24 protein-coding genes and 2 riboswitches are annotated in these 23,897 nt (G+C 45.2%); of the genes, 9 read left to right on the top strand and 15 right to left on the bottom strand.

Features of this window, described 5'->3' with window-relative positions; genetic code table 11:
- Positions 1 to 117 precede the first annotated feature (117 nt).
- The 3 genes from NSQ20_RS18625 to NSQ20_RS18635 form a co-directional block, all read right to left on the bottom strand.
- A complete protein-coding gene (locus tag NSQ20_RS18625; protein ID WP_340030556.1) occupies positions 118 to 1,554 on the bottom strand; it encodes an amino acid permease in 1,437 nt (478 codons plus the stop codon).
- 520 nt (positions 1,555 to 2,074) lie between these two features.
- Positions 2,075 to 3,454 carry an amidohydrolase family protein gene (locus NSQ20_RS18630; RefSeq protein WP_340030558.1) on the bottom strand — a complete coding sequence of 460 codons (1,380 nt, stop codon included), beginning with the start codon at positions 3,452 to 3,454 and terminating at the stop codon, positions 2,075 to 2,077.
- A gap of 111 nt (positions 3,455 to 3,565) precedes the next feature.
- On the bottom strand, positions 3,566 to 4,117 hold the full coding sequence (locus NSQ20_RS18635; protein WP_340030559.1) for a CGNR zinc finger domain-containing protein: 552 nt from the start codon (positions 4,115 to 4,117) through the stop codon (positions 3,566 to 3,568).
- A gap of 143 nt (positions 4,118 to 4,260) precedes the next feature.
- Here NSQ20_RS18635 and NSQ20_RS18640 point away from each other — a divergent pair, with 143 nt between their 5' ends.
- The 6 genes from NSQ20_RS18640 to NSQ20_RS18665 all read left to right on the top strand — a co-directional run bounded on the left by NSQ20_RS18640 (position 4,261) and on the right by NSQ20_RS18665 (position 10,296).
- Positions 4,261 to 4,761: a DinB family protein gene (locus NSQ20_RS18640; protein ID WP_036673799.1), complete on the top strand. Its 501-nt coding sequence runs from the start codon at positions 4,261 to 4,263 to the stop codon at positions 4,759 to 4,761.
- A gap of 84 nt (positions 4,762 to 4,845) precedes the next feature.
- Positions 4,846 to 4,999: riboswitch (FMN riboswitch) on the top strand.
- Positions 5,000 to 5,143: 144 nt separating this feature from the next.
- A complete protein-coding gene (locus NSQ20_RS18645) occupies positions 5,144 to 6,124 on the top strand; it encodes a DMT family transporter (RefSeq protein ID WP_047843351.1) in 981 nt (326 codons plus the stop codon).
- A 322-nt stretch (positions 6,125 to 6,446) separates the two neighbouring features.
- On the top strand, positions 6,447 to 7,943 hold the full coding sequence (locus NSQ20_RS18650; protein WP_340030560.1) for an amidase: 1,497 nt from the start codon (positions 6,447 to 6,449) through the stop codon (positions 7,941 to 7,943).
- Between the two features lie 134 nt (positions 7,944 to 8,077).
- Positions 8,078 to 8,686, top strand: coding sequence for an urea carboxylase-associated family protein (locus NSQ20_RS18655; RefSeq protein WP_340030562.1), 609 nt, complete (start codon positions 8,078 to 8,080; stop codon positions 8,684 to 8,686).
- A gap of 139 nt (positions 8,687 to 8,825) precedes the next feature.
- A complete protein-coding gene (locus tag NSQ20_RS18660) occupies positions 8,826 to 9,452 on the top strand; it encodes a LysE family translocator (RefSeq protein ID WP_017688112.1) in 627 nt (208 codons plus the stop codon).
- An 82-nt stretch (positions 9,453 to 9,534) separates the two neighbouring features.
- Positions 9,535 to 10,296, top strand: coding sequence for a YqcI/YcgG family protein (locus NSQ20_RS18665; protein ID WP_036613709.1), 762 nt, complete (start codon positions 9,535 to 9,537; stop codon positions 10,294 to 10,296).
- Between the two features lie 56 nt (positions 10,297 to 10,352).
- Here NSQ20_RS18665 and NSQ20_RS18670 read toward each other — a convergent pair whose 3' ends face one another.
- From NSQ20_RS18670 to NSQ20_RS18685, 4 genes are all read right to left on the bottom strand, one after another.
- Positions 10,353 to 11,699, bottom strand: a complete 1,347-nt coding sequence (locus NSQ20_RS18670) for an amino acid permease (protein WP_340030564.1) — start codon at positions 11,697 to 11,699, stop codon at positions 10,353 to 10,355.
- A 627-nt stretch (positions 11,700 to 12,326) separates the two neighbouring features.
- Positions 12,327 to 13,220, bottom strand: a complete 894-nt coding sequence (locus tag NSQ20_RS18675) for an aldo/keto reductase (RefSeq protein ID WP_340030565.1) — start codon at positions 13,218 to 13,220, stop codon at positions 12,327 to 12,329.
- A 134-nt stretch (positions 13,221 to 13,354) separates the two neighbouring features.
- Positions 13,355 to 14,128, bottom strand: a complete 774-nt coding sequence (locus tag NSQ20_RS18680; RefSeq protein ID WP_340030566.1) for a glucose 1-dehydrogenase — start codon at positions 14,126 to 14,128, stop codon at positions 13,355 to 13,357.
- A gap of 296 nt (positions 14,129 to 14,424) precedes the next feature.
- On the bottom strand, positions 14,425 to 14,913 hold the full coding sequence (locus tag NSQ20_RS18685) for a GNAT family N-acetyltransferase (protein WP_036613700.1): 489 nt from the start codon (positions 14,911 to 14,913) through the stop codon (positions 14,425 to 14,427).
- Positions 14,914 to 15,091: 178 nt separating this feature from the next.
- Between NSQ20_RS18685 and xerS the strand changes: the two genes are divergently transcribed.
- Positions 15,092 to 16,198 (top strand): tyrosine recombinase XerS, encoded by a 1,107-nt coding sequence (xerS, locus tag NSQ20_RS18690; RefSeq protein ID WP_340030567.1) that lies wholly within the window; start codon positions 15,092 to 15,094, stop codon positions 16,196 to 16,198.
- 243 nt (positions 16,199 to 16,441) lie between these two features.
- Here the strand turns inward: xerS and mobB are convergent, their stop codons facing one another.
- The gene (gene mobB, locus NSQ20_RS18695; protein ID WP_339193700.1) at positions 16,442 to 16,972 is read right to left on the bottom strand and encodes a molybdopterin-guanine dinucleotide biosynthesis protein B; all 531 of its coding nucleotides are present in this window, start codon (positions 16,970 to 16,972) and stop codon (positions 16,442 to 16,444) included.
- A 16-nt stretch (positions 16,973 to 16,988) separates the two neighbouring features.
- Complete coding sequence (glp, locus tag NSQ20_RS18700) at positions 16,989 to 18,278, bottom strand: gephyrin-like molybdotransferase Glp (RefSeq protein WP_339200004.1); 1,290 nt, start codon at positions 18,276 to 18,278, stop codon at positions 16,989 to 16,991.
- Positions 18,279 to 18,476: 198 nt separating this feature from the next.
- Between glp and NSQ20_RS18705 the strand changes: the two genes are divergently transcribed.
- Complete coding sequence (locus tag NSQ20_RS18705) at positions 18,477 to 18,767, top strand: HNH endonuclease (protein WP_340030568.1); 291 nt, start codon at positions 18,477 to 18,479, stop codon at positions 18,765 to 18,767.
- Between the two features lie 112 nt (positions 18,768 to 18,879).
- Here NSQ20_RS18705 and NSQ20_RS18710 read toward each other — a convergent pair whose 3' ends face one another.
- The 5 genes from NSQ20_RS18710 to NSQ20_RS18730 form a co-directional block, all read right to left on the bottom strand.
- Entirely contained in the window at positions 18,880 to 19,620 is a 741-nt protein-coding gene (locus NSQ20_RS18710; RefSeq protein WP_340030569.1) for a DUF4247 domain-containing protein, read from the bottom strand.
- Positions 19,621 to 19,631: 11 nt separating this feature from the next.
- Positions 19,632 to 20,138, bottom strand: coding sequence for a DUF4178 domain-containing protein (locus NSQ20_RS18715; protein WP_340030570.1), 507 nt, complete (start codon positions 20,136 to 20,138; stop codon positions 19,632 to 19,634).
- Between the two features lie 23 nt (positions 20,139 to 20,161).
- On the bottom strand, positions 20,162 to 20,563 hold the full coding sequence (locus NSQ20_RS18720) for a DUF350 domain-containing protein (protein ID WP_036613690.1): 402 nt from the start codon (positions 20,561 to 20,563) through the stop codon (positions 20,162 to 20,164).
- Between the two features lie 95 nt (positions 20,564 to 20,658).
- Positions 20,659 to 21,330, bottom strand: a complete 672-nt coding sequence (locus tag NSQ20_RS18725) for a PspA/IM30 family protein (RefSeq protein ID WP_340030571.1) — start codon at positions 21,328 to 21,330, stop codon at positions 20,659 to 20,661.
- Between the two features lie 111 nt (positions 21,331 to 21,441).
- On the bottom strand, positions 21,442 to 21,783 hold the full coding sequence (locus NSQ20_RS18730; protein WP_051447323.1) for a hypothetical protein: 342 nt from the start codon (positions 21,781 to 21,783) through the stop codon (positions 21,442 to 21,444).
- Between the two features lie 153 nt (positions 21,784 to 21,936).
- On the opposite strand from NSQ20_RS18730, the gene NSQ20_RS18735 reads away from it, so the two are divergent.
- The gene (locus tag NSQ20_RS18735; protein WP_340030572.1) at positions 21,937 to 22,728 is read left to right on the top strand and encodes a polysaccharide deacetylase family protein; all 792 of its coding nucleotides are present in this window, start codon (positions 21,937 to 21,939) and stop codon (positions 22,726 to 22,728) included.
- A 107-nt stretch (positions 22,729 to 22,835) separates the two neighbouring features.
- On the opposite strand, the gene NSQ20_RS18740 is transcribed toward NSQ20_RS18735, so the two are convergent.
- Positions 22,836 to 23,510 (bottom strand): 3D domain-containing protein, encoded by a 675-nt coding sequence (locus NSQ20_RS18740; RefSeq protein WP_076317631.1) that lies wholly within the window; start codon positions 23,508 to 23,510, stop codon positions 22,836 to 22,838.
- Between the two features lie 2 nt (positions 23,511 to 23,512).
- A riboswitch (cyclic di-AMP (ydaO/yuaA leader) is annotated at positions 23,513 to 23,706 on the bottom strand.
- Between the last annotated feature and the right edge of the window lie 191 nt (positions 23,707 to 23,897).

A 23,897-nucleotide genomic window follows, 5' to 3' on the forward strand; every position in this document is an offset into this window, starting at 1 on the left:
GAAAATTCCAACCTTCCCCTGCTGTTATCTTCCTTTATCTTTCTATATAAAAAAATCCCCATCCCGCTTCGCCTAAGCGATACGAAATGAGGAAAATTGAAGATGTTCTCGACTAGTTTACTTATCCTTCGCTCTCAAAGCACTGGAGATCCGGCGTGCCGGATTCAGATGACTGTAATGCCGTCCATAGGCAAAGTAGATGACCAATCCGATGATCAACCAAGCAAAAAACGTAATCCATGTCAGCGCCGCAAGGCGTGTCATCAAGTATACACAACCCAGGGCACTCAGAATCGGAATCAGTGGCACAAGTGGAACGCGGAAGCCGCGTTTGAGATCAGGGTTATTTTTACGCAACACGATAATGCCCAGACTTACAACTGCAAAAGCAAACAACGTTCCGATGTTCGTAAGCTCCGCCAAATGTCCCAACGAGATGAACCCGGAGAACAGAGCCACGATAATGCCTGCAACCCATGTCCCTACCGCTGGTGTCTGACTTTTGCCACTAACCTTGGAGAAGACCGGCGACAGCAGTCCGTCACGAGACATGGAATAGAGCAGACGTGTCTGACCATACATCATGACCAGCAATACGGTCGTAATGCCGGCAATCGCTCCAAGAGATACAATCCAGGACAAACCCTTCAGTTGAACAAATTCAAATGCAAACGCAACTGGATCACTTACATTCAACATGTTATAAGGCACAATCCCTGTGAGGATCAACGATACAACAATGTAGAGAACGGTACAGATTGCCAGTGAAGCAATAATTCCAATCGGTAAATCCCGTTGTGGCTGCTTAACTTCTTCTGCCGCTGTGGAGACCGCATCAAAACCGATGTAGGCAAAAAATACCGTCGCTGCCCCTGCAGTTACACCCGAGATGCCAAAAGGCAAAAATGGCTGCCAGTTGGTTGGCTCTACATAGAAAACACCTACACCAATGAAGATCAGCACAACAATAATTTTAATCGCTACCATGATGCCATTCGCACGAGCCGCTTCCTTCACCCCTCGGGTAAGCAGGAAAGTGATAATTAACGTAATGACCGCAGCCGTGATGTCAAAATAGGTTCCCTTTTCCGGGCTAAACGCACTCGTCAGCGCATGGGGTAACTCCAGCCCGAATCCGGACAATAACGTCTGGAAATATCCTGACCATCCACTGGCTACCGCCGCACTCGCGAATCCATACTCCAATATCAGATCCCATCCCAGAACCCAGGCAATCACTTCTCCAAAAGCCGTATAGCTATACGTGTACGCACTACCCGAGGCCGGTATGCTTGAGGCAAATTCCGAATAACACAATGCTGCGAATGCACATATGATACCTGCCAGCAAAAATGACAGTACCAGGCCCGGGCCGGCATACGTCGCGGCAGCTACACCGGTCAGCACAAAAATCCCGGTACCAATAATAGCTCCCACGCCAAGTGTGGTTAAGTCCAACGGACCAAGCGCCCGTTTCAATGCACTGCTGTTATCGCCCTCCGAGGCAATTGGTTTTTTGCGAAATAATGAAGATCGTTGTTTGTTCTCACGCATAGTCATGTTCCTCTCGTCATGAATCTTGAATGTGCTATGGATGTAGCAGCGATTGGATGGCTTCCCATCTGTTCTATGAAAAAGTCATTTGTTCTATCTTATCGATCACCTATAAAAACCTATCGAATTCTACACGTTATCGCGTTGCTTGGTTAAATTTATTTTTAAAGATCACTTATTTTGTTCTTTTTTCGCGAAAATTATCATGATCTGTTGCACGTGGATGAATATGAAAATGGATTTAAAACAAAACTGCGTATAATTTATATTATGCGCAGTTTTTATAAGCCTTAATTTTCGTGAAAAACACCTTATAATCCCTGTTATCCGAAGTCAAGAAAAAGAGAGCTCTTTTCGTCTTTTTCTGCTGTCCCTTCCTACCTTATCCTGTCTAATTCCACGATATGAAGGCACGTAAAAGAGCCACATATCATTATGCGGCCCTTTATTTCTTGCTATAGGTAGAGGTGTATATAAAAATACGAACTGACTTCATTTCAGGTTTTTATGAAAAAGTAAATTATGAGAACGCAATTCTCTCAGCGTCTGACATCCGGTATTGGGTTAACAAATAATCTTTGCTCTGCATCGCCGCATGACGAATCGCATCCAGATCAACATTCAACAGCTTACCCTCTCGCTTCACGAGTCTACCTGCCACAAAGACCGTATCCACGTTGGATGGATTAGCAAATTGCACAACAGCGCCGATTGGATCATGAACGGGGAACATATTTAGATCGGTGGTACGAATCATGATCAGATCCGCTTCTTTCCCTGGGGTCAACGTACCCACCTTCTGCTCCAATCCCAACGCTTGGGCACCAGCTGAAGTTGCAAATCTCAGCACTTGGCTGGACTGCAAGTTCAACTCACCAGGCATCTCACCCTGCTGCAAAAGTTGTTCATTGGCTCTGGATCGTTCAGCTTGAAGTGCAAACTTCATCTGCGAGAACATATCTCCGCCTGTAGACGTCACTACATCTACACCAAGTGTAGGTGTTCCCCCATGTTCAAGAAAATAGCCGGTGGCCGGATATCCATGACCCATCATCATTTCAACCTCAGGTGTGACCGACAAGGAAGCGCCGCTATCTGCCAGCATTTTGTATTCATCCATGCCCATGGTGTTACCATGAACGATATTCACCCGTGGACTTAAGAGTCCCGCTTCGTACAAGTGACTGATCGAGCGATCCACAGATCCCCAACTGCCAAATCCGGCATGCATGGAACAGATCGCATCCAGTTCTTGTGCTAGCTCGATCTCTTTCACGGTTGTATCCCAATGACTGAACTCCGGACCACGAATGGCAAGCCCATAAGTAAGCAATTGATCCCGTGATGAAAAATAACGTTCTTTGACTCTTCTCACATCATTGATCGAATACGTGAGTTGACTATCCCGATTCCAGTAGTCCGTCTCACCAGGGACTCCGTGAGCAAATACCGCCCGAATGCCAGCATCCTGAAGTCCACGAATCAGTTCATCCGTATGGTCAGGGGAATATGGCATGCTCCAATCCATTACTGTCGTCACTCCTGCGTTAAGCGCTTCCAAGGAACCGAGCAGATTGGCAATATAACTATCTTGTGGGCGGAGCTTGCTTCCCATCGCACCATAATAGAGATTTTGCAAATAAACTGGTAACGACCAGTTGGTTCCCGCTGTTTTGACAAGTGATTCCCACATATGCCGATGCGTGTCCACCAGCCCAGGCATAATAATCATCGATGAAGCATCAATGATCTCCGCATCCGGAATATCCAGGTCGGGCTGAATCGCCATGATCAGTGAATCCTGAATCAGAACGTCCGCCCTCTTATACTGTCCAATTTTAGCATCCATCGACAACACACAGCCATTTTTCAACAGATAACTTGTCCGCACAAGAAACATCTCCCATCTATTTTGGTTTGAAAGACGATCACATCCTGCTTACGAATCTGTACTGCTTCTGACTATTTTTTCGCTAGTATATATACATTATATAGTTATTGTTAGTATTTATCAATTTTGGAATTTGCGTTTCGCCCGAAATCTTCTGACCTTCATCAGATTGCCACACATCTTATCATCACAGTACTTCTGTGTTCTGCTTCGGGTATCATCATAGAACATCCAGCGACAATCCGAATTATCACAGATCCGAATCCTGCCGCCTTCTCCCTCCACCAAAGTCATGGCAAAATCAGCAGCTACCTCAGCCATAACCTGATGCCAATGTGCTTCTACAGCTACCAGTTTGAGTTTCAGTTCCTGATCAATTGTAGTCAATGTCCTTCTCACATGCCCTGATTCCATAACGCCGTTCAACCATTGTTTTTCTATATCCGTTAATGATGCTCCAGAAGATAAGCGGGCTCCAAGAGCTATCAATTCATTCCTGAAATTTCTCATCGACAACTCCTCTTCTGGAGATGCAGGGACAGAAGCGTTAAGTTGCCATCGTTCCAGAAAATCTTGCTGCCAGTTCGCCTTCCCAAGTCTGTCCTCCGATCGATCTCCCCCACGCCAGTCGTGATAATCGCTGTTTACAAAATCGGTCCATAACCTGTCCATATATACCTCCGTTTATTGTAACCATCTAATTAAACAAAGAAAGTTACAACTCGTCTTTGATGTGTTATATTAAGTGTAACCTTATTAATCAGTTTTAGCTAGTTACATCACAAATCACAATTATACGCAAGGAGGAAAAGGCAATGACGAACACAACAGCACTAGATGTGTTACTTATTCAAAAGGATGATACTTGGGATCAATGTAATTGGATTGTACCTTTGTCGAAATCCTTGGAGGGCCTTACAGCAGAACAAGCAGCCTGGATTCCACCCTCAGGGGGATTAAGCATCTGGCAGTTGGTTAACCATATGTATTATTACAACCATCGCTTATTATGTCGCATGCAAGGTAAGGAGCCTACCCTTCCTGCTGTAGACTCCAATGAATACACATTTGGGAATCCGGGAGATGCAACGGATGCAGCTGGTTGGAATACACTGATGCAGGGTACAACTCGATTAGCCCAGCAGTTGCGAGATCAATTAGCTGCACTACAAGAGTCTGATCTTGAAGCCGCATATATGGACTCCGAAGAGAAATGGGCACACGAACTGGCTCGCTGGGTACTCCATGATGCGTATCACGCAGGCCAGATCGTGCTCCTTCGCAGACAGCAAGGAAGCTGGAAAATCGTTTTCTAAAAAAAATGCTTGAACTGCTAGCGCTTACAGGAATAAGATGAACTTATTAATGTTACAGCTTGTTCAACACACTATATAATTGAATAGGATCTTCGGGGTAGGGTGCAATTCCCAACCGGCGGTGATGTTCTTCGGAACCAGCCCGCGACTCGCTAATTGTTCTTAACGAAGGACATTCAGCGACTGACTTGGTGTGAATCCAAGGCCGACGGTACAGTCCGGATGAGAGAAGATCAACACATTGACATGCCGTTCACGGGAAGGCCTCTTTCCTGACGCATGTCCTTGGATGAGCCCCCGTTTATTTGGTATATACCAAAACGGGGGCTTTTGTCGATTTTGCCAACTGAAGATTCCGTGTTCTGACGAAGGAGTCCTGAATATGGAAAAGACATCAGCAGCATCACCTGTTTACCGCAAGGAACGAAGTAATACCGGATTCTGGCTTGTAGTTCTCGGCGCCGCCTTATGGGGTGTCGACCCACTCTTCCGCATTATTTTGCTAAATACGATGACCTCCACGCAGATTGTACTGGTGGAACATATCATCGTCAGTCTTATTGCCATTCCCGTACTGTGGAAATTTCGGGCTGATCTGAAAAACCTGCGTGCTCGCCACTGGATTGCCGTGATTTTTATCTCATGGGGAGGATCAGCACTCGCAACGGTATTGTTCACCATGGCACTAACACATAACGATCCGAATACGGTACTTTTATTGCAAAAAATGCAACCACTCTTCGCTATCGTGCTGGCTAAACTGTTATTAAAAGAAACGTTGCCACGTCGCTTCGGTGGATTGTTCTTCATTGCATTAGCAGGAACGTACCTGCTTACATTTGGCTTCACATTGCCATTAGGTAACTGGGACAACTGGATTCATGCCGGAAGCTTGTTATCCCTTGGGGCTGCTGCCTTATGGGGAGGTTCAACCGTTATGGGACGATTGATGCTGGGTCAGGCGCGTTATGAAACGGTCACCTCCCTGCGCTTTGTCGTTGCTCTTCCCCTCCTGATCTTTATGACGTGGAATGAAGGTGCAGCATGGACGTTCCCGTCCGGAACGGGTGAACAGACCGCTGTCATCCTCAACATTCTCGGTCAGGCATTGTTGCCAGGTTTGCTCAGTCTTCTGTTGTATTACAAAGGTCTGTCGTCAACCAAAGCCTCTGTTGCAACACTCGCAGAACTTAGCTTCCCGATGGCGGGTGTGTTGGTGAACTGGATTGCTTTCCGTACACTGATTACATGGGAGCAGCTGCTTGGTTTTATTCTGATCTGGGTGGCCCTCTTCGCCATTTCTAGACAGCAGGAAAGATCATCAACTGCGGCCGATGCTGCACCAAAGCTTCGTACAGAGTAAGTGGATATATGTGAGGTTCTCATATCAACAAATAGTCAAATATAAAAATAAAACCATTGCACATCAAATAAGATGAGCAGTGGTTTTTTATTTCCATGACTCGATATTACTCGATCATTTTCTCAATTAGCAAAATGATCTATTAACCCTTTGCTTTATCTCTATTTCGCAAATGCAAATCCCCCTCTTTTCCCTCCAACCTCATAACGAGTATGCATATCATCGCACTACGTCTCTTCTATCTTTTGTCTTTTGTCTAATCCGGTGGTACGATGACATATGGAATAAACAGATGAAATATATTCAGAGAGGAACGATCATAATGTCTTCATTCTCATATACCTCCTACGACGCCGTAGGTTTGGCTGAACTGATCCGATCCCGGGAAGTATCCCCGGTTGAAATGCTTGAAGCGGCGTTTGCACGCCTTGAAGAAGTGAATCCGCAACTTAATGCGGTTATTCGTACATATGAAAATCGCGCACGTGAGGAAGCTGGTTTGGTTCGCCCTGGAGAACAACCTTTTGCCGGTGTGCCCCTGCTCCTGAAAGATATCTCGCAATCCTTGGAAGGTGAATTTCTGACTTCAGGCTCCCGTTTGTTCAGCGAGCATCGTGCATTACGCAATTCCAATTTTGTCACTCGACTCCGTGATGCAGGCTTTATCTTCATAGGACATACCAATACTCCTGAATTTGGTTTAAAAAATATTACCGAGCCCCGTCTTCATGGTCCAACTCGCAATCCATGGAATATCAATCACTCCCCAGGTGGTTCAAGTGGTGGTGCCGCTGCTGCTGTAGCTTCGGGTATTGTTCCTCTTGCCGGAGCCAGTGACGGAGGAGGTTCGATTCGTATCCCGGCTTCCTTTAGCGGATTGTTTGGGTTAAAGCCAACCCGCGGGCGCACACCTGTAGGACCGGGAGTTGGTCGTCAATGGCAAGGCGCATCGATTGATTTTGCCCTCTCTCGCTCGGTTCGGGACAGTGCTGCATTGCTTGATACGTTACAAGTCATTCAGCCCGAAGCTGCGTTCCATGCTCCACTCTTTCCAGGCAGTTACTTCGCTGATATGAGCTATCCACATCAACGCAAACTGAAAATTGCATACACAACGGATTCACCCGTGGGTACACCTGTCAGCGCAGAAGCCAAAGAGTCTGTATACAAGCTCGTGCGCTGGTTGGAAGAACAAGGTCATCATGTTGAAGAAAAACTGAGTCCCGTCAACGGAGTTCGGTTGATGGAGAATTATTACATGATGAACAGTGGTGAGATGGCTGCGATGATCTCTTCCATGGAACGATCCATGGGCCGGGCTCTGACCTCCGAGGATATGGAGATTGAATCCTGGGTTCTCGCTGAAGCTGGCAAAAAGGTGTCCGCTGCGGAATTTGTACATAGTCTGGCTGAGTGGGATGTAGCTGCAGCGCAGATGTCCACTTTGTTTGAACGCTATGACTTCTACGTCACACCCGTTAATGCTTTTCCTGCGCCTAAGATTGGTGAATTAACACCTCATGACGAACAGATCCGTAATCTGATGCGAATTAGTGAATTGGACAAGACCCAGCAGCAGCAACTCATCTATGAAATGTTTGAGCCAAGTCTTACGTATACACCCTTCACCCAGCTTGCAAATCTGACAGGCCAGCCTGCGATAAGTGTGCCTCTGCATATGACACCTGAAGGTTTGCCAATGGGCGTTCAAGTGATGGCAACCAAGGGACGCGAAGATTGGTTATTACATCTGGCTGGACAGCTTGAACAATCAGACCTCTGGATCGGGATGAGAGGTAATCCACTATTTCCAGCATAAAGACGTATTATGTGGTGTGTTAAATTTACCATTGGATGTTCCTGCCTGAGTACAGAGTGCATCGCCATAAAAGTGCATGAAAGCATCATCTGCTCCACATACTGAAAGCAAACAGTAGCGGAGGAATGTAACAGATGAATACGAATCAGCGCCATAAACAGTCTTATCTTATCCCAGCCAAAACGGGATATGCCTTGAAAGTAAACAAGGGTTCTTTACTACGCATAACGGATCTGGAGGGACAGCAAGTCATTGATTTTGTGGCATATGATGCTACGGATGCTAACCATCGCTTGGATCCCGGCGTGACAATGGACGTATTGCGTACTTATCGAATTAAACCAGGACAATTTGTATATTCCAATCAGTATCAACCTTTACTCAAGATTGTCCGTGACACCGTTGGGGTACATGATTTCTTCAACTCTGCTTGTCGTCCAGAGATGTATGAGGTGTTATACCACAAAAAGGATCACGCCAGTTGTTATCACAATCTGAACACGGCACTAGAACCCTTCGGAATCTTACCGCCGGATCAACACTATCCATTTAACCTGTTTATGAAGTCCGTTGTAGACAGTGAAGGCAAGATTGATGTTGTAGCTCCCGACTCTCGTGCAGGTGATTATATCGAGATGGAGGCATTAATGGATCTCACAATTGGGCTCTCCGCTTGTCCTTGTGAAGAAAGCTCATGCAACGGATACAACTGCACCCCAATTCAATTGGATGTGGAACTTTAACAGAATAACAAGGCCTTGACGCAGTATGAGATAAAAGTAGTTTGTTCTAATTCACTCCTTACGGGAATACGATGACTTGTACCCATTTTCTGTGACGACTGGTACAATTCATCGAACCCGTTAAGGAGTGAACGTGTTTATGTCTGTACTGTTCAGTTATATCATTCTGGGAATATCATTGTCCGCTCCAATCGGTCCGATTAACGCCGCCCAACTCGACCGTGGAGCCCGCCACGGATTCATGCATGCTTGGATTCTAGGGCTCGGAGCTATGTTTGCAGATTTGGTGTATATGCTGCTGATTTATTTTGGAGTTGCCCATTTTCTGGACACGCCGTTCATGCGCTCTTTTCTCTGGTCATTTGGCAGTTTTATTCTGATTTACACGGGAGTGGAAACGCTCTCGAAGCTAAAGCAAGGCATTCAAGGTACATCTACTGCGGAAGCAACTGTTCGAAAATCTTTTATTTCCGGATTTTTGATGGCCCTGTCCAATCCACTGAATATATTATTTTGGCTGGGGATCTATGGCTCTATTCTCGCGACAACTGTGAAGCATACGGATACTGCTCATTTGCTACTCTACAGTTCAGGCATATTCATTGGTATCCTGGTATGGGATGTCATTATGGCTGGAATGGCCAGTCGATTCCACAAACATAGCAGTGAGAATGTATTGCGCTGGATCTCTATCATTTCGGGAATCTGCCTGATCGGATTTGGTTTGTATTTTGGGTACGAAGCTGTACGTTCCATATTTTTCTGACAACAAAATCAGGCTGGACAGTCACCCAACTTCCCCGACATTAATACTGTAACGGTATCATGTGGAATGGAGTTGGGAATCAATGGCGGAGCTGTATAGTGCCGACGAAATAAACACCTTGTTTGAGCGTCTTCCATCTTGGCAGCAGGACGCTTATTCGCAATTTGGTAAAATGATCGCCGACGAAGATAATACGTATCCATGTGTACCTGGACGAATGGGATTTCTGTCAGGACATTTGAGGTACGGATTTACGTGTGACCCCCGATCTGAACATGCTGCCGAAGATATGGCCGATCTGCTTAGACAATATGGTCCTGTCTCCAGAGACACCGGTCATTACGCTTCGATGGTCGTGATCTGTGAGACACCAAGTGATCTGAAAGATCATACAACGGTAGAGCAATATCAGACGTTATTCTGGCAAATGCTTAATCGGGTAAGTTCACACGATACCGAGCCGTGGCCGGAACATATTTCAACCGATCCTCATGATTCATCATGGGAGTTTTGCTTTGGCGGAGAGCCTTACTTTTGTTTTTGTGCAACTCCTGCACATGAACTCCGAGCCAGCCGGCATTTTCCTTATCTCATGTTTGCTTTTCAACCACGGTGGGTATTCGAATCCATTAATGACAACACCCCTCTTGGCCGTAAAATGAAAACCTTAATTCGCAAACGTCTCGCTGCATATGATGCTGTACCTGCTCACCCTTCGCTGATGTGGTATGGTCAGCAGGATAATCTGGAATGGAAACAGTATTTCCTGCCTGATGATGAGCAGACACCTTCCAAATGTCCATTCATGCGGATGAAGCAAGCCTTAGGCAAGTTGACGAAATAATCTTAAAGCACTCATTAATCCGTTGTACGACCTCCACGAAAGTTGCTGAGAGTTGCTTATGGTTTGGATGGTGCTGACTGCGATGCTTTCGAGCCACGTACCTTATGAACAACATACGTGATGATCCCAAGGAACACCAAAAGTCCCACACTTGCCAGCAGACCCGTTCTGCTGGCTTTTTCCATCGCTGTCCCAGCCACAGCAGCCACAATTAATACTATGGCAATCCACACTTTGATGCGATTCCACTTCACGGGCTTCATTTTTTTAATGTACGTGATGCAGATGAGCAGCCATGTATACATTAATACCAGACTACCTGCTGTCGTCACATATTCAAACAAACTCTTGGGCATCCATAATGCCATCAACGTAGACAGGACTAATCCAGCCGCTGTGCAACACAATGCCTGAAGTGGCATGTCCTTTTTTCCCCAGGTCTTCGTGAACAGTTTTGGTGCATCTCCATCTTCTGCGAGTTTCACCAACATGGACGTAATGGCATATAACGAAGCCACCATTGTCGAGAATCCGGCTATAATCAGAATTCCGTTGAGAATGTGGACCACAACAGTGAATCCAATGGTTGCCATGGCTTTGACAAGCGGACTTTCATCTGGAGTTAACTGAACTGAAGGCACAAGCAACAGGATCAACGCAATTGCAATCACATAGAGTGTACTCACCGATAATAGCATCACTCGACCTGATTTCACTGCATCTTTTGGCTCTTTCAGGTTAGCTGCCATCAGGCCCATAACCTCGATCCCGGCAAAAGCAAAGAATGCATAGATGAAACCGGTCCATACCCCTTTACCCCCATGCGGGAACCATTCATTCTTCAATTGCTCTGGTGTGACTTTTACAGGTAACCAACCCAGACAAGCCGCTCCTGCTATAGCTATAAATGCAACCGTTGCAGCAAGTTTGATTACAGCAAGAATATTCTCCGTTTTGGTTAATCCCTTCGCTCCCAGTGCAGCAATGAACAGACCTATAGCGGCGTAGATCGCAACAAATGCCCATAGCGGAAACTTGGGAAACCAGAATTGAGAGAACAGCCCAAGTGCCGTTAATGAGCTGCCCATGATGAGCATTTCAGAGAACCAGTACATCCATCCACTACCAAAACCAGCCCAAGGTCCGAATGCTTCGCCCGCATACGTTCGAAAAGCGCCTTCCTTTGGATCATCTGCCGTCATCTGTGCCAGCGCACCAAATACAAAGTAAGTACCTGCCGCCGCCAGCACCAACAATATAAGTACAGATATGCCGGCCCAATGAATCGCGAGACTGGTTCCCAGAAAAAATCCCGTTCCCAGTGTGCAACCCGCGCCAAACAAGGATAGGCTGAACCAACTTAGTTTTTCGTCGTCGTTTTTACGGTGTTGCTGACTTTTCATGAAGCTCCTCCTTCTGCCTTATCCCCTTACGATTTGCAGGTCATGGAGGTTTTATGTCTGTATTGCCAAAAGAATTATTATTAGTTTACATAATAATTAATATGTTATTATCATTCTTATAATTAATTTAAGCTGTATGCTTTTAGAGATTATTCATAAAGATATATTTTCAATTTGATTTAAACCCGCAAAAAAGTGGTTGACTTCAATCGCTTAAAATGGTTTTCCTTTTAAACTTGGTGGTGCGTCAATGTGGCTATATGAGAGATGGTAACTAAGGTGAGAAAATGATCTTTCTATTGTGAATTTTTCATATGTTGAAATATTATAACTTATTCGTTATTTCTTTTAAATTGAACGTAGATTGCCTATTTTTCGTATTTTCTCAATATCTTCGTCGTTTTTTATAAATTTAGTCGCTTATAAGAAGGGATATTTCCTGGGATTTTTCCTCTTTCATCCTTTGTCACCCGTTCCGTTTCGGACTAAGCTGACGTATAGACATTATCCCCTAAAATTTTTCTCAGCCCCTGATCCGAAAGTTGTTGTGAATTTTTCATATGTTGAAAATATTTTATGTTATTCATAAAAAAGCCGCCATATGGCGGCTTCGCTAATATTTCTGATTTAAGTCCGGCCAGTCCAATCTGCTCCGGCGATTTCTTTCCATCGTGCTCTAATTTCATCATACAATTCCTGTGGGAGTTGCCCTTTAGCCACAAGATCAGCATTTTGCTGCCAGCGATTGGGCTTGGCTGTTCCTACAATAGCTGTGTCTACACCTTCGGTACTTAGCGTAAAACGCAGTGCTGTTTCCACCGCTACCTGGGCATCTTCACCCAGAAAACCATAGTTCAGTTCACTTAAGCGCTTCCAGTATATAAATGGATAAGCCTCTTCTGAAAGTGTATCATACGTCCAGGCCGCATTGGCAATTGGTCTTTTGGCGATGACACCCATGTTTCTTTTTCTTGCCTCAGGCAACGTAAGATCAATTGCTTCCTGATCTGCGATATTTAATGAAGTCTCCAGGCTGTCAAATACTCCGGTCTGAATCGCATATAGCGCATCTGTTGTATCCCCACTGTATCCGATAAACCTGGTCCTACCTGATTCCTTGGCACGCTGTAGCACTTCGATCACTGCTCCTTGTCGGAGTACTTCTTCGGAGCAGCTATGCAAATGGATAACATCCACATAGTCCGTTTTCAGCCTTTTCAGACTACGGTCAATCGTTTGCTCCAGTACTTTGGCATCCCAATCCGGACCTTCGATCCCGGCAGCATGTCCACATTTGGTGAACAAATAGTAGTCATCACGCCGATGTGACAACACCTCGCCGATTAATTCCTCGCTGTCACCGTAACATTCAGCCGTGTCTATCACGTTTAATCCAGCATCCAGGGCACTATTCAGCAATGTTGCTACATCCGTTTTGGATACATTTTTTCCTATTTCCGCTCCGCCAAATCCAAGTGTACTTACGTTCATGCCAGTATTACCGTACTTGCGCGTTTCCATGGTTATCTTCCTCCAAGTTCAGTGAATTGGGTACAGATAAATAGAAATACAGATTAACTTCAACTTCCCTTATGTTATTACCCATGATTTGGTTATGCCACCCACTTTTCCAAACTGCAACCAACTTCATTTATTTAAAAGCCATAAATGGACATTCCACCGTCAACCAATAACGTCTGACCCGTTATGTATCCCGCTGCATCTGATGCCAGGAATACAACCGGCCCTACCACTTCTTCCAGTTCTCCCACTCGCTGTAACGGTGTACGGCTTACAATTTCCTGCAAATAATGGGGATCATCCAGCAACTTTTCAGTCAAAGGTGTTCGGAAATACCATGGCCCTACTGAATTGACACGGATTCCATACTTGCCCCATTCCAGTGCGAGAACTTTGGTCATATGAATTAATGCAGCTTTGGTCGCACCATATACAACCCCTGTCCGCAAGGCCGTGTGACCGCCTACCGAAGAGATGTTAATGATCTTTCCAGTCCCACGTTCTTTCATATGCAGACCCGCCAACTGCGAAGCGAAGAAAGCCGATTTTAAGTTTGTCTGCATGATGATCTCCCACTGCTCGTCCGTTACTTCAAGTGCCGGTGTCCGTATGTTCATACCTGCGTTATTCACCAGAATGTCCAGACTACCCATCTCCGAGATCGCCTCTTGAAACGTCTCTTCCATTTGTTCTTTTGATGTCACATCCGCAGTCAGAGCGAGCGCTTTACGCCCTGTCTGTTCATAGATGTAGGCTGCTGTCTCCTCAATTTCTTTCATCGTCCGGGATACAAGTACAACGTCACTGCCTGACTGGGCAAGTCCAATCGCAATTGCTTTTCCGATCCCTCTCCCCGCCCCTGTCACCAGTGCTGTCTGTCCATCGAGATGGAATGTGGGTACGTTCATGTTACTCACTCCTTCATCAGATTTATAAGTTGAACTAAAGATTATTTACACTGACACTACGATGACAGAATAACCTTCCAATCGCTGTTATCCCCAGATTTTTTGATTCCCTTTTCTGAAGGGGAAAATCCGGGGATAGCGTATGCTTCCGATGCAGCTTTCTTTTAGAAAGCTTTTAGGCAAACGCTTCGCTTTTTCAGGTTTTTTCTGTCCTCTCCGTTATCGTGTAAATGATTAATTCATCTTATATCGCAATCATGCAAATGCTTCTATATGTAGGTAAACCCCGATAGGAATCAGGTTACAAAATACTGGCTTGGATTGCCTAGCTCCGGATGGAACTTTTCTCGGAAACGGCCTCCGGTATAATCCCCTATAATTTTTCGCCAGAACGCCTGCGCAATGACATTGTTACGAACCTGGGTCACTTTCCATCTTCCTGGAAAACGTTTGAACAGCTCGTAGGCTGCCCGAGTGCCCACCCCACTACGCCGATATTTTTGCATCACAAAAAACTCAGTCAAATAGTAGTCATTATCCTTACTACCAGGCTCCAATTTCTCCACCAGAGCAAACCCTGCAGGTGCCCCATCACTTGTAATCAAAAAAGGAAACTTGCGGTCCTTTTCTGCCCAGAATGCCTCCAGACCGGGATATTCCGGAAAAATGCCGTTACTGTCCACATCAATATTCAGGTATTTAGTAAAATCATATAAATAAAATTGCATTAAATGCCGAATCACCTGACTGCGTTCCCGGGGAACCAGTTCTATTTTCATATTCATCCGGTTCACCTCCTCTGCTCTACGTATACTAATTACTTTAAAGGTTTACGCGCCGAAGGGCAAGGAAGCATACCCTACTTACTGCCTGCTTTGGTGAACAAGCTGTGAGCATGTAAATTATGGTACACTAGAGCATAGAATACTATTAAATTGAATATTAATCTTATATGTTTTTCACATGGAGGTGTCGAACTTGACCAACGTGCAAAAAGAGATTGATCGACGCAAGCTGGATGACAAACTACCTTCCATGCCTTGGTTCGTTCAGCAATTCATGGACTACAAACTGCCTGACCTGTCCCCCTCTACCCTGCTCGAATATCTGAGAGATTACGAAGCTTTCTTCGGATGGTTGCGAGCAGAGGGGCTATCCGAGGCAAGCTCTAATAAAGAAGTTACCTTGACTGAACTGGAAGTCCTTCGCATGGATTCGGTTACCGCCTATCGGTTATTTCTTACAACCAAACGGGAAGGAACCAATTCCAGAATTACCGTATCTCGCAAACTCTCTTCCCTTCGCTCCCTTTTTCATTACCTGAGCCAAATTGCGGAAGATGAAGACTTTTATCCTTTGCTGAAGCGGAACATTATGGCCAAAATCGAGATCAAGCGTACCCATAAACCCAAGGACACCGCTGCCAAACTCAAAGGTAAAATCCTGGAGGAAGAGGAACCGCTGGAATTTATTGGCTATATCCTTGAAGGTTACGCTGTGGATATGGAGAAGAACAAGCAGGCCCTGTACTCCCATGAAATCAACAAAGAACGGGACGCCTGTATTGCCAGCCTGATTCTGAATTCCGGCTTACGAGTGTCGGAAGTTGTGAACCTGAACGTCGATGACCTTGATCTGAACAACAAACTCCTGTATGTCTATCGCAAAGGTAACAATGATGAGACGTACAAAACACCCGTTTATTTCAGGGAACAGGCCAAGGACGAACTCGCAATTTATATGAACCTGCGGCAATCACGTTACCGCACGCCCAAGCGGGAGAAAGGTCTGTTCATTGCTTTGCGTAACGGAGATTCCGAAGGCAGTCGAATGACCAAAAGAGCGATTCAGGCCATGATTATGAAATACGCCAAACGTTTTGGCAAACCCTACTTGACCGTGCACAAATTACGCCATTCATTCGCAACCGACTATTATTTGCAAAATGATATTTACAAAACGAAGGAGCAGCTTGGACACGCTTCTACGGAAACGACCGAGATCTATGCTCACCTTACCGACAAAACGATGTCCGAAGCCATCGAACGTCGTACTGATGACGGGATGTAACATCCCGAACAGAATAAAAGCAGCAAGCCACATCAAGGATTTCGATCCGAGAAAGGTCTGCTGCTTTTTTGTTTCTTTTGCATCATTCAAGGAGAAGAGCATAATCAGAAATGATTATAGTTTACATAATAAATATTACGTTATATTTAAAAAAGAATCAATCACGCTCTCTGTACATTCAATCATATCCAGCGATCATAGTATCCTACTTTTTTAACGTTTCTACGATTAGACTTCACCATTCTACCTACACTCGCTCTCAACCATCGCTAACAACGCTTTGGCTATATCCTCCGTTTCATGAACCGAGTACCATGCTATCTCTCTGCTTACGGTGCTCTGCTCAATAAACTGCTCTGAAGGTAACCACGAGATCATACCCACTACCCCTTTAAGCTGATCAACCAAGGTCAGATCTTTCTCTTCTCGAACCATCACAAATTTGGGATAAGAAGCATCCTTGAATCCTTCAACAACAATCCAATCATAACCGGACAGATGAATTAACATATCCTCCAGCTTGGTTACCTGTCGCTCCATAATCGCAGTACGTTTCTCTGACATAACAACCACCGCCGAGGCCCCAGCTTCTCCAAATCGATACGAATCCGTTCCTTCTTGATCCATCTCAAAATGGTCATGTCCATCATGCTTAATTGCCGCTACTTTAAGTCCCATAGAAGAAAAGTGCCCAATCAGCGCGGCTGTCAGGGTTGTCTTGCCCGTGTTTTTGTATCCAACAATCTGTATGATATGTGGCTTTGTATCACTCATTGTAGTCATCCACCAACTATCTCACATGACCTGAGGGCAATTTGAGAATGCGTACCTGCTCACCCGCAGGAATACCTTTTTTCTCAGGAGGAATAACAATCAGGCAATCACTGTCCTTAATGGTGATCATCACGCTGGATTCATCTACACTTGCGGCAGCCGGTATTGCGTACACCATGCCGTTGCGGATCTGCGTGCGTCCACGGACGAACCGTGTAAAATTGTTTACTTTGGTGTACTCTTCTTCCAAGATCGCAGTCCATTCTTCCATATAAGGATGAGCATCCGCCTGCATGGAACGTATGGTTGGACGAACAAACAAACCAAAACCTACAAAACAAGCCCCCGGGTTACCCGAAAGTGCAAACAGCAATTTATCTTTATATACAGCAGTTGTGGTCACACTACCTGGTCGCATCGTCACTTTGTTAAACAACATCTCCACATGTTCTTCCAGCACAAGTTCACCCATAATATCATAATCCCCGACGGATACTCCGCCTGTGGTCACCACGATATCATTATCTTGAATGGCTTCTTCCAGTTTGGCCCTTGCCGTATTCACATCGTCTGCAATAGAACCGTACATCACAGGCTCTCCACCTGCCTCAACAACCAGAGAGCGCAGCATGTAACTGTTGCTGTTCCGAATCCGACCTGGTTGTAATGGCTCATCTACATCAAGCAATTCCGTGCCGGTTGCAAATATCGCCACCTTTGGACGTTGAAATACAGGAACTTCTGCTATGCCAAAAGTAGCTAACACGGACTGCTCTCCTGCCCTGATGATCGTTCCTGCTTCGAGCAGTTGCTGTCCCTCTTGGACTTCCAGTCCGATTGGGGTGATATTAGCACCCGACAATATGTGCCGTTTCAATGCAATCCACTGTTCTCCATTCTCTACCTTGCTCTCGGTCATCTCCATCATAACTACCGCATCCGCACCTTCCGGAACCTGTGCACCGGTCATGATGCGAGCCGTCGTACCTGAAACAATGGTGTGATCCGAAGTGTAGCCGCAAGGAATTTCATCAATGACTCGAAACCAAACTTGATGATCACTCGATGCATCTATGGTATCTGTACTGATAATCGCGAATCCATCCATACCCGATCTTCGGAAAAATGGATACGGATGGGGTGCCTGAATCGTCTCTGCAAGTGTGCGGCCATGAGCAGATTCAAGATGAACTTTCTCTATGGAGCCTACAGTAACTCTTGCAGCTATTTTGGCCTGGGCATCCGGTACCTGTACAGCTGTACGATTGAATTTGGCAGTTGTCATATCATGTGAATGTGAGTTCATTTTCAAAAGTATTCTTACCTCCTAAAGACTATCATCCTTTAAGAAAGTGTAGCCCGAATACTGTAAGATAACAAGTACATCACTTATTGATCCTGTGACAAATCTTATTTCTTACAGGTGTAACATTCCTTGACCTATGTTCAACATGAAAGGCATCTTGTCTGCCCATAATATAAGTGACAAAGGGAGGCGATAATCATGAGTAATCGATGTGAATTATGCGAAAGAGAACCTGTGAATACGACCATTCATCATCTGACACCCAAAGAAATGGGCGGAACATTTCTACCAACGGCCAACCTGTGCATCCCCTGTCACAAACAGATTCATTCGCTATACACCAATCGCGACATTGTAACCCTTGGTCTCACTGATCTGCAATCCTTGAGACAGGATGAACGAATGATTCCATTTATCCGCTGGATTCGCAAGCAGCCTGCTACAACGATTCCCCGCGTACACAAGTCCAATCATGTTCGCAAATCGTAAACCAAAAAGAACAGTTCCAAGGTCATATGCCGGCGAGGTGAATCCGCCTTCCCTTGTCACTGTTCTTAAATGAACTATGCGATTGGCAGCCATCCTTATGATTAGATGTTTATTATCTTCGCCTCTTAATTCGGCCGCCGCCCACTCTGGTTTTTGGTTTTTTATAGGATTTCTTAGGTGAATCAAACAACCCGCCACTGCTCTTGTTGCGATCAATGGTTCCCTTGCTCTGATCCTTGTTGCGGTTGAATAATCCTCCGCCAGATCCCACGCTTGAATCTTTATCGCTTCCGCGCCTTGTAATCGTACCTTTTCGATCAACAGTAATAGGTGGAGCAAGCTTCTTGTCATTACTTGTTGGTGCACGATAAGATCCTGCACTCGGTTTATACGTATCTTTATTGGTATATCCTCGATAGTTGCCATAACCTCGCCCGCCAAAAGAATCGAACAGATTACCAATTAATGTAGCGGTGAGGTAACCTTGTAAAAAAGATGAATCGTAGTTCTGCCGAACATATTCCTTGGAGTCCACCTCAACCAAGATATCCTCCGGCTTGTTCGGGTCTTGTTGCAGGTGATAATACTCGTCCTGATAGACGAGGAACATACGCTCTGTATTCTCTGCCGAGATCTGATCCGGTTGCCGCTGGTCAGACAATTCCTGAGCCACTTCCGGAACGGTACGGTCAGAAGCCCGGTACACATAGGACGTTGAGTTACCACTGCCGTTAACCGATTCAAGCGGATATGTGTCCTGAACAGAAGGTGCTGCTCCGCACGCGGACAACAGAGACATGACAAGGCTGAGGACCAGCATTAATTTTAATCCATGTGCCAAGCGTTTTTTCATTGGAACCTCTCCTAGCTCGAACGAATCACTTTGATATCCGCAGGAAGAATGGACTCACCCTCATACAGTGTAAATCTTCTGTCTTGCCACTCCACGCGAAGAAGCAGATTATCATCCGACTGATACTGCCATACCAATTGTTCTCCAGCCTGGCCATATGGAGTTCTACCTGCCGTTGATACCATGCCTCCATACTCTTCCTCCAGATGAAATGCACGTCCATCCAGGTCCAGCAATGTAGGCACCTCATCAGGCGCATCAAGCCTGCCATCAATTGGTGTATATAGGGCGTAACGTGTGAGTTCCCGTTCTTCGATATGCAAATATCGAAATGCGGTACCATCTTGTAGCGTGAGCACAACTGCATTTCGAGCACGATTTTGTACCCGACCAACGACTTCATAAGTGACCAGAGAAACCTCACAGATATCACCAGGTGCAAGCTGAAGCATCGTTTTCTCTGCCTGCGGTGGTTCAGGTTTCGTTAGTATTCCTTTAATTCGTTTCCATACACTCATGAGAATTACTCCTGTTCCTTATCTTATAAACAAGCTGCAATAATCAGTGCGCCCACGATATGTAAAGCGCCAGAGAACAACCCGTATCCTGTCTTCCCTTGCTGAATTCCCGTATCCAGATCCAGATTGGCCCATTTGCGAATCATAAAGTGTACAACACTCTCCAGAATCAACAAAATGATAAAGGATACAACGGAGACCAGCAGTGCTTCTCCCAGGTGACCGGCCGTAGAAATGGACGTAGCAAGTACATATCCTTGTGCAAATAATTTCATAACCATACGTGTCGTAACGGCCATATTGCCGGCCTTAACTTCAGCAAAATCCTTATATTTCGTGAACAGTGAATCAACATACATCAAGACAAACAGCAAAACCGAACCAGATCCGGTCCAGACCAGCATCGCCAAAATGTTCAAATCCATTTACACAGCCCCCACATATCAACATGAACCGCATTTAAAAGCGAAGGAGAAATACTCTTCTCCTCCGCTGGTTAACCCTGCTGACAACCAAGGTATTAGTTCTTATTATCGTACTGTTTCATCAATGCTGCGAGTTCGTCTTCAACAGCCTGATCTTTACCCAACTTCTCGAACTCATCATCCAAAGATTTTCCTTTGGATGACATTTCGTTACTTGCTTCGGCCTGTGCTTCCATCTGCATCATTTTCTCTTCCATACGCTTCATACCAGCACTTGCAGTATCAGAGCCAAACCCATTCAACGCTTTGTTGATTTCCGTTTGGGCTTTTGCTGCATTGTAACGGGCTACCAGAGTTTCGCGTTTGTTCTTCATTTGAGTCAGTTGCTTACGCATCTCGTCGAGCTTGCCACGCAGGTTATCCGCAGAAGCCTTGTTTTGGTCATAGCTGGTTTTGTACTCAGCCATCTTCTCTTCAGCAACCTTTTTCTCTTCCAGGGCACGTCGAGCCAAATCCAGATTCTGAGCACGTGCCGCCGTATGCGCCTGCTCTTCACGTTTCTTCACAAGAGCTTCCTGCTCTTCGAATAACTGCTTGAATTTCTTCTCAATGGCGATCTGTTGAGCTACTGCTTTCTCCGCATCTTCCAGATCCTCTTGCATGTCACGGATATATTGGTCCGTCATCTTGATTGGATCTTCCGCCTTGTCAATAATGGCGTTGATGTTAGACATAGTTAAATCACGCAAACGTTTGAAAATGGACATTATGTTATTCCTCCTAGTCGATATTACATCGTATATAAACATACATACGTAACAATCTACAACTCGTTTCAATTTTAGCAAATAAAATCAAAACATTGAATGGTTCTTATGTCAGGAAGATCGTTTATCTTTGTTCAGATGATCCTCCATCAACCTCTCTGCAGTCTGCACGATTTCGTCGATCTGCATCCGCGTGATGGAATCAAAATGGATACCCATGATCACCGTAACGGTTACTTTCAGCTGCAAGGCAGCCTTTCGGGCAAGCCGCTCACACAGCTCTTGTTCTTTATGCCCAGGAATATGTACTGTCGTCCCGCTTACGCGCTCATGATCCACGTAGAACGTGGCTACGGCGCCAATATGCGCCTTTCCTCCGGTAACGAGAAAAACCTTATCTTCTCCTGCTTCAATCACCTGTAAACGTATGGATTTCAAATCATATGTACTCATACCCATCCACCTATCCTTTTCTATATGTTATATATGGAGGAATTATGGCTGTCATGAGCTAAATCGGCAATGAAACTTCTCACACTGCGCATATTTTATGGAGACCCCGGGCATACCAAGGAGAACGTCATTTTGGAAAAGGAGGCCGTTATTATGCGCGTACGCCTCATTATGCTAATGGTTATCGTTATTTTTCTCGGAGGATATCATGCTCCAGTTTCATCGCGGGACGTTTCAAGCCCGCCAAGTGAATCCGTATCAGGTTCGGATTCTGCGGAAGAAGAACAACTGACATTGGGACAATTACGTCAAAAATATGCCGATACGTTTAAAACCAATGGTCCTTCAACCAAGAAGGTTGCACTGACTTTTGATGATGTACCTGATCCACGGTTTACTCCACAAGTACTGGATGTATTGAAGAAGTACAATGTCAGAGCTACATTCTTCATCGTGGGTAGTCGTGCTGAGAAACATCCGGATCTGGTGAAACGCATTGTTAAGGAAGGGCATATGGTTGGTAATCACAGCTACAATCATCCTGAATTCAGTAAGCTGTCGATGAATGCCTTTCGCAAACAAATTTTACATACCGGGGATATTATTCAACGTTTGGCGGGTTATACGCCCAAGATGATTCGGCCACCTTATGGAGACATTAATGAAGAACAGCTGAGATGGGCTGCCAAACAACACTATAGCATTGTGAACTGGAACGTAGACTCCCTGGACTGGAAAGGCCTTTCAAAGGAACAGGTGAAAGATAACATCCTGTCTGCCGTGAAACCTGGCTCCATCGTTCTGCAACATGCTGGAGGCGGTGTAGGGTCAAACCTGAACGGCACGATTAAGGCTTTGCCTGAAATTATTGAGGAACTACGTAATCGGGGATATGAACTGGTCACCTTGGACGAAATGCTGGGATTGCCAAAGGCCAAAGATTAGGATGACCGTGATAACAAATAATGAGAATATTAAAAGGGTGCTGTTCAATCGCGAATTAGCGACTGGCAGACACCCTGTTTGAATTCATTTTAAATGTTATTTTCTCTCTACTTCAGAATGTACAGCTCGATATCCTGAAATCCAAATGTGCTTACGGACTGTTTGCTACCCGGGATGAAGATATCAATCCGGTGACCTTTGATTGCACCGCCCACATCACGTGCTGTGGCTACAAAAGCTTGTTTTGGCAATCCTGGATGGCTGTGACCAGTTACCAGTACTTTGGTTCCGAGTGGAATTACACTTGGATCAACTGCAATTGTGCCCAGTTCAAGGTCATTTCCGAAATAATCGACTGCACCCCATCCTCCATTTTCAGACGGATCTGCAGAGTATGCCGTTGCTTTTACGTTCACAGCTTTGCTGTAATCGAATGTCTTACCCCAGGCTTGAACCACTTTGTTATCTGCGTTAACGTCCAAACTTGCTGTGGTAACCGTTTTGGCTGGGGTCTTGCTCTCCGTTGCCGCAGCGGCTGCAACATTGTTTGCCTTACCGGGAATCGTAATTTTCAAACCACCATAAATATTGTAAGCCGAAATATCGTTGTTTGCTTTAACCAACGTGTTGAGTGCTACTCCATATTGTTTTGATAAGGTGTAGAAGGTATCCCCTTCTTTGGCCACATGAACTGAATCGGCGTGAGCCGGAACGGCTTGAATGAGCATTGCTGTTGTCATTAATGCTACTGCTGTTTTGGCTATACGTTTCTTGTTAATCATGGTCTTCCTCCCTCATTGTGCCTGCGAAGTTAGTTGTCGGATTCGGATGAGGAGCCACCCTATAGGTTCTTCGTTACATTTGAAATGTTATGTACCCAATTCACCCCAAGCAGTGTGCTGTTGATCTTCCCCCTGCACAATCTGCATCGTTACATCCCCCGCACTCCCTATCCGGAAGTTTCGGCAGAGTTCAATATATCACAATTTTGTAACCTGAACTTGTAGTAATTCTTACCAGATGGTTTTTAGCATGTAAGCATTTGTAAGAATACTGGTTAATTCAGAAAATTTGGTTGACCCGATTCCTTTACATTTGGTAACAGAATAGTTACTTTTCCGAATCCATACGTCATTATTATCCATAAAAAATAGCGTTACCGACTCGAA

Origin of the sequence: Paenibacillus sp. FSL K6-1122, assembly GCF_037977015.1 — a bacterium.
Taxonomy (GTDB): domain Bacteria; phylum Bacillota; class Bacilli; order Paenibacillales; family Paenibacillaceae; genus Paenibacillus; species Paenibacillus amylolyticus.

Excerpts from the sequence above, each read along its gene's own strand:
- NSQ20_RS18670 (WP_340030564.1), bottom strand. The coding sequence starts at position 11,699 with ATGAAAAGTCAGCAACACCGTAAAAACGACGACGAAAAACTAAGTTGG.
- NSQ20_RS18685 (WP_036613700.1), bottom strand. The coding sequence starts at position 14,913 with ATGAATATGAAAATAGAACTGGTTCCCCGGGAACGCAGTCAGGTGATT.
- NSQ20_RS18660 (WP_017688112.1), top strand. The coding sequence starts at position 8,826 with ATGTCTGTACTGTTCAGTTATATCATTCTGGGAATATCATTGTCCGCT.
- NSQ20_RS18720 (WP_036613690.1), bottom strand. The coding sequence starts at position 20,563 with ATGGATTTGAACATTTTGGCGATGCTGGTCTGGACCGGATCTGGTTCG.
- NSQ20_RS18655 (WP_340030562.1), top strand. The coding sequence starts at position 8,078 with ATGAATACGAATCAGCGCCATAAACAGTCTTATCTTATCCCAGCCAAA.
- NSQ20_RS18740 (WP_076317631.1), bottom strand. The coding sequence starts at position 23,510 with ATGATTAACAAGAAACGTATAGCCAAAACAGCAGTAGCATTAATGACA.
- NSQ20_RS18735 (WP_340030572.1), top strand. The coding sequence starts at position 21,937 with ATGCGCGTACGCCTCATTATGCTAATGGTTATCGTTATTTTTCTCGGA.
- NSQ20_RS18630 (WP_340030558.1), bottom strand. The coding sequence starts at position 3,454 with ATGTTTCTTGTGCGGACAAGTTATCTGTTGAAAAATGGCTGTGTGTTG.
- NSQ20_RS18665 (WP_036613709.1), top strand. The coding sequence starts at position 9,535 with ATGGCGGAGCTGTATAGTGCCGACGAAATAAACACCTTGTTTGAGCGT.
- NSQ20_RS18635 (WP_340030559.1), bottom strand. The coding sequence starts at position 4,117 with ATGGACAGGTTATGGACCGATTTTGTAAACAGCGATTATCACGACTGG.
- NSQ20_RS18675 (WP_340030565.1), bottom strand. The coding sequence starts at position 13,220 with ATGGAAACGCGCAAGTACGGTAATACTGGCATGAACGTAAGTACACTT.
- mobB (WP_339193700.1), bottom strand. The coding sequence starts at position 16,972 with ATGAGTGATACAAAGCCACATATCATACAGATTGTTGGATACAAAAAC.
- NSQ20_RS18710 (WP_340030569.1), bottom strand. The coding sequence starts at position 19,620 with ATGAAAAAACGCTTGGCACATGGATTAAAATTAATGCTGGTCCTCAGC.
- NSQ20_RS18680 (WP_340030566.1), bottom strand. The coding sequence starts at position 14,128 with ATGAACGTACCCACATTCCATCTCGATGGACAGACAGCACTGGTGACA.
- NSQ20_RS18640 (WP_036673799.1), top strand. The coding sequence starts at position 4,261 with ATGACGAACACAACAGCACTAGATGTGTTACTTATTCAAAAGGATGAT.
- NSQ20_RS18730 (WP_051447323.1), bottom strand. The coding sequence starts at position 21,783 with ATGAGTACATATGATTTGAAATCCATACGTTTACAGGTGATTGAAGCA.
- NSQ20_RS18625 (WP_340030556.1), bottom strand. The coding sequence starts at position 1,554 with ATGCGTGAGAACAAACAACGATCTTCATTATTTCGCAAAAAACCAATT.
- NSQ20_RS18705 (WP_340030568.1), top strand. The coding sequence starts at position 18,477 with ATGAGTAATCGATGTGAATTATGCGAAAGAGAACCTGTGAATACGACC.
- NSQ20_RS18650 (WP_340030560.1), top strand. The coding sequence starts at position 6,447 with ATGTCTTCATTCTCATATACCTCCTACGACGCCGTAGGTTTGGCTGAA.
- NSQ20_RS18715 (WP_340030570.1), bottom strand. The coding sequence starts at position 20,138 with ATGAGTGTATGGAAACGAATTAAAGGAATACTAACGAAACCTGAACCA.
- NSQ20_RS18645 (WP_047843351.1), top strand. The coding sequence starts at position 5,144 with ATGGAAAAGACATCAGCAGCATCACCTGTTTACCGCAAGGAACGAAGT.
- xerS (WP_340030567.1), top strand. The coding sequence starts at position 15,092 with ATGGAGGTGTCGAACTTGACCAACGTGCAAAAAGAGATTGATCGACGC.
- NSQ20_RS18725 (WP_340030571.1), bottom strand. The coding sequence starts at position 21,330 with ATGTCCATTTTCAAACGTTTGCGTGATTTAACTATGTCTAACATCAAC.
- glp (WP_339200004.1), bottom strand. The coding sequence starts at position 18,278 with ATGAACTCACATTCACATGATATGACAACTGCCAAATTCAATCGTACA.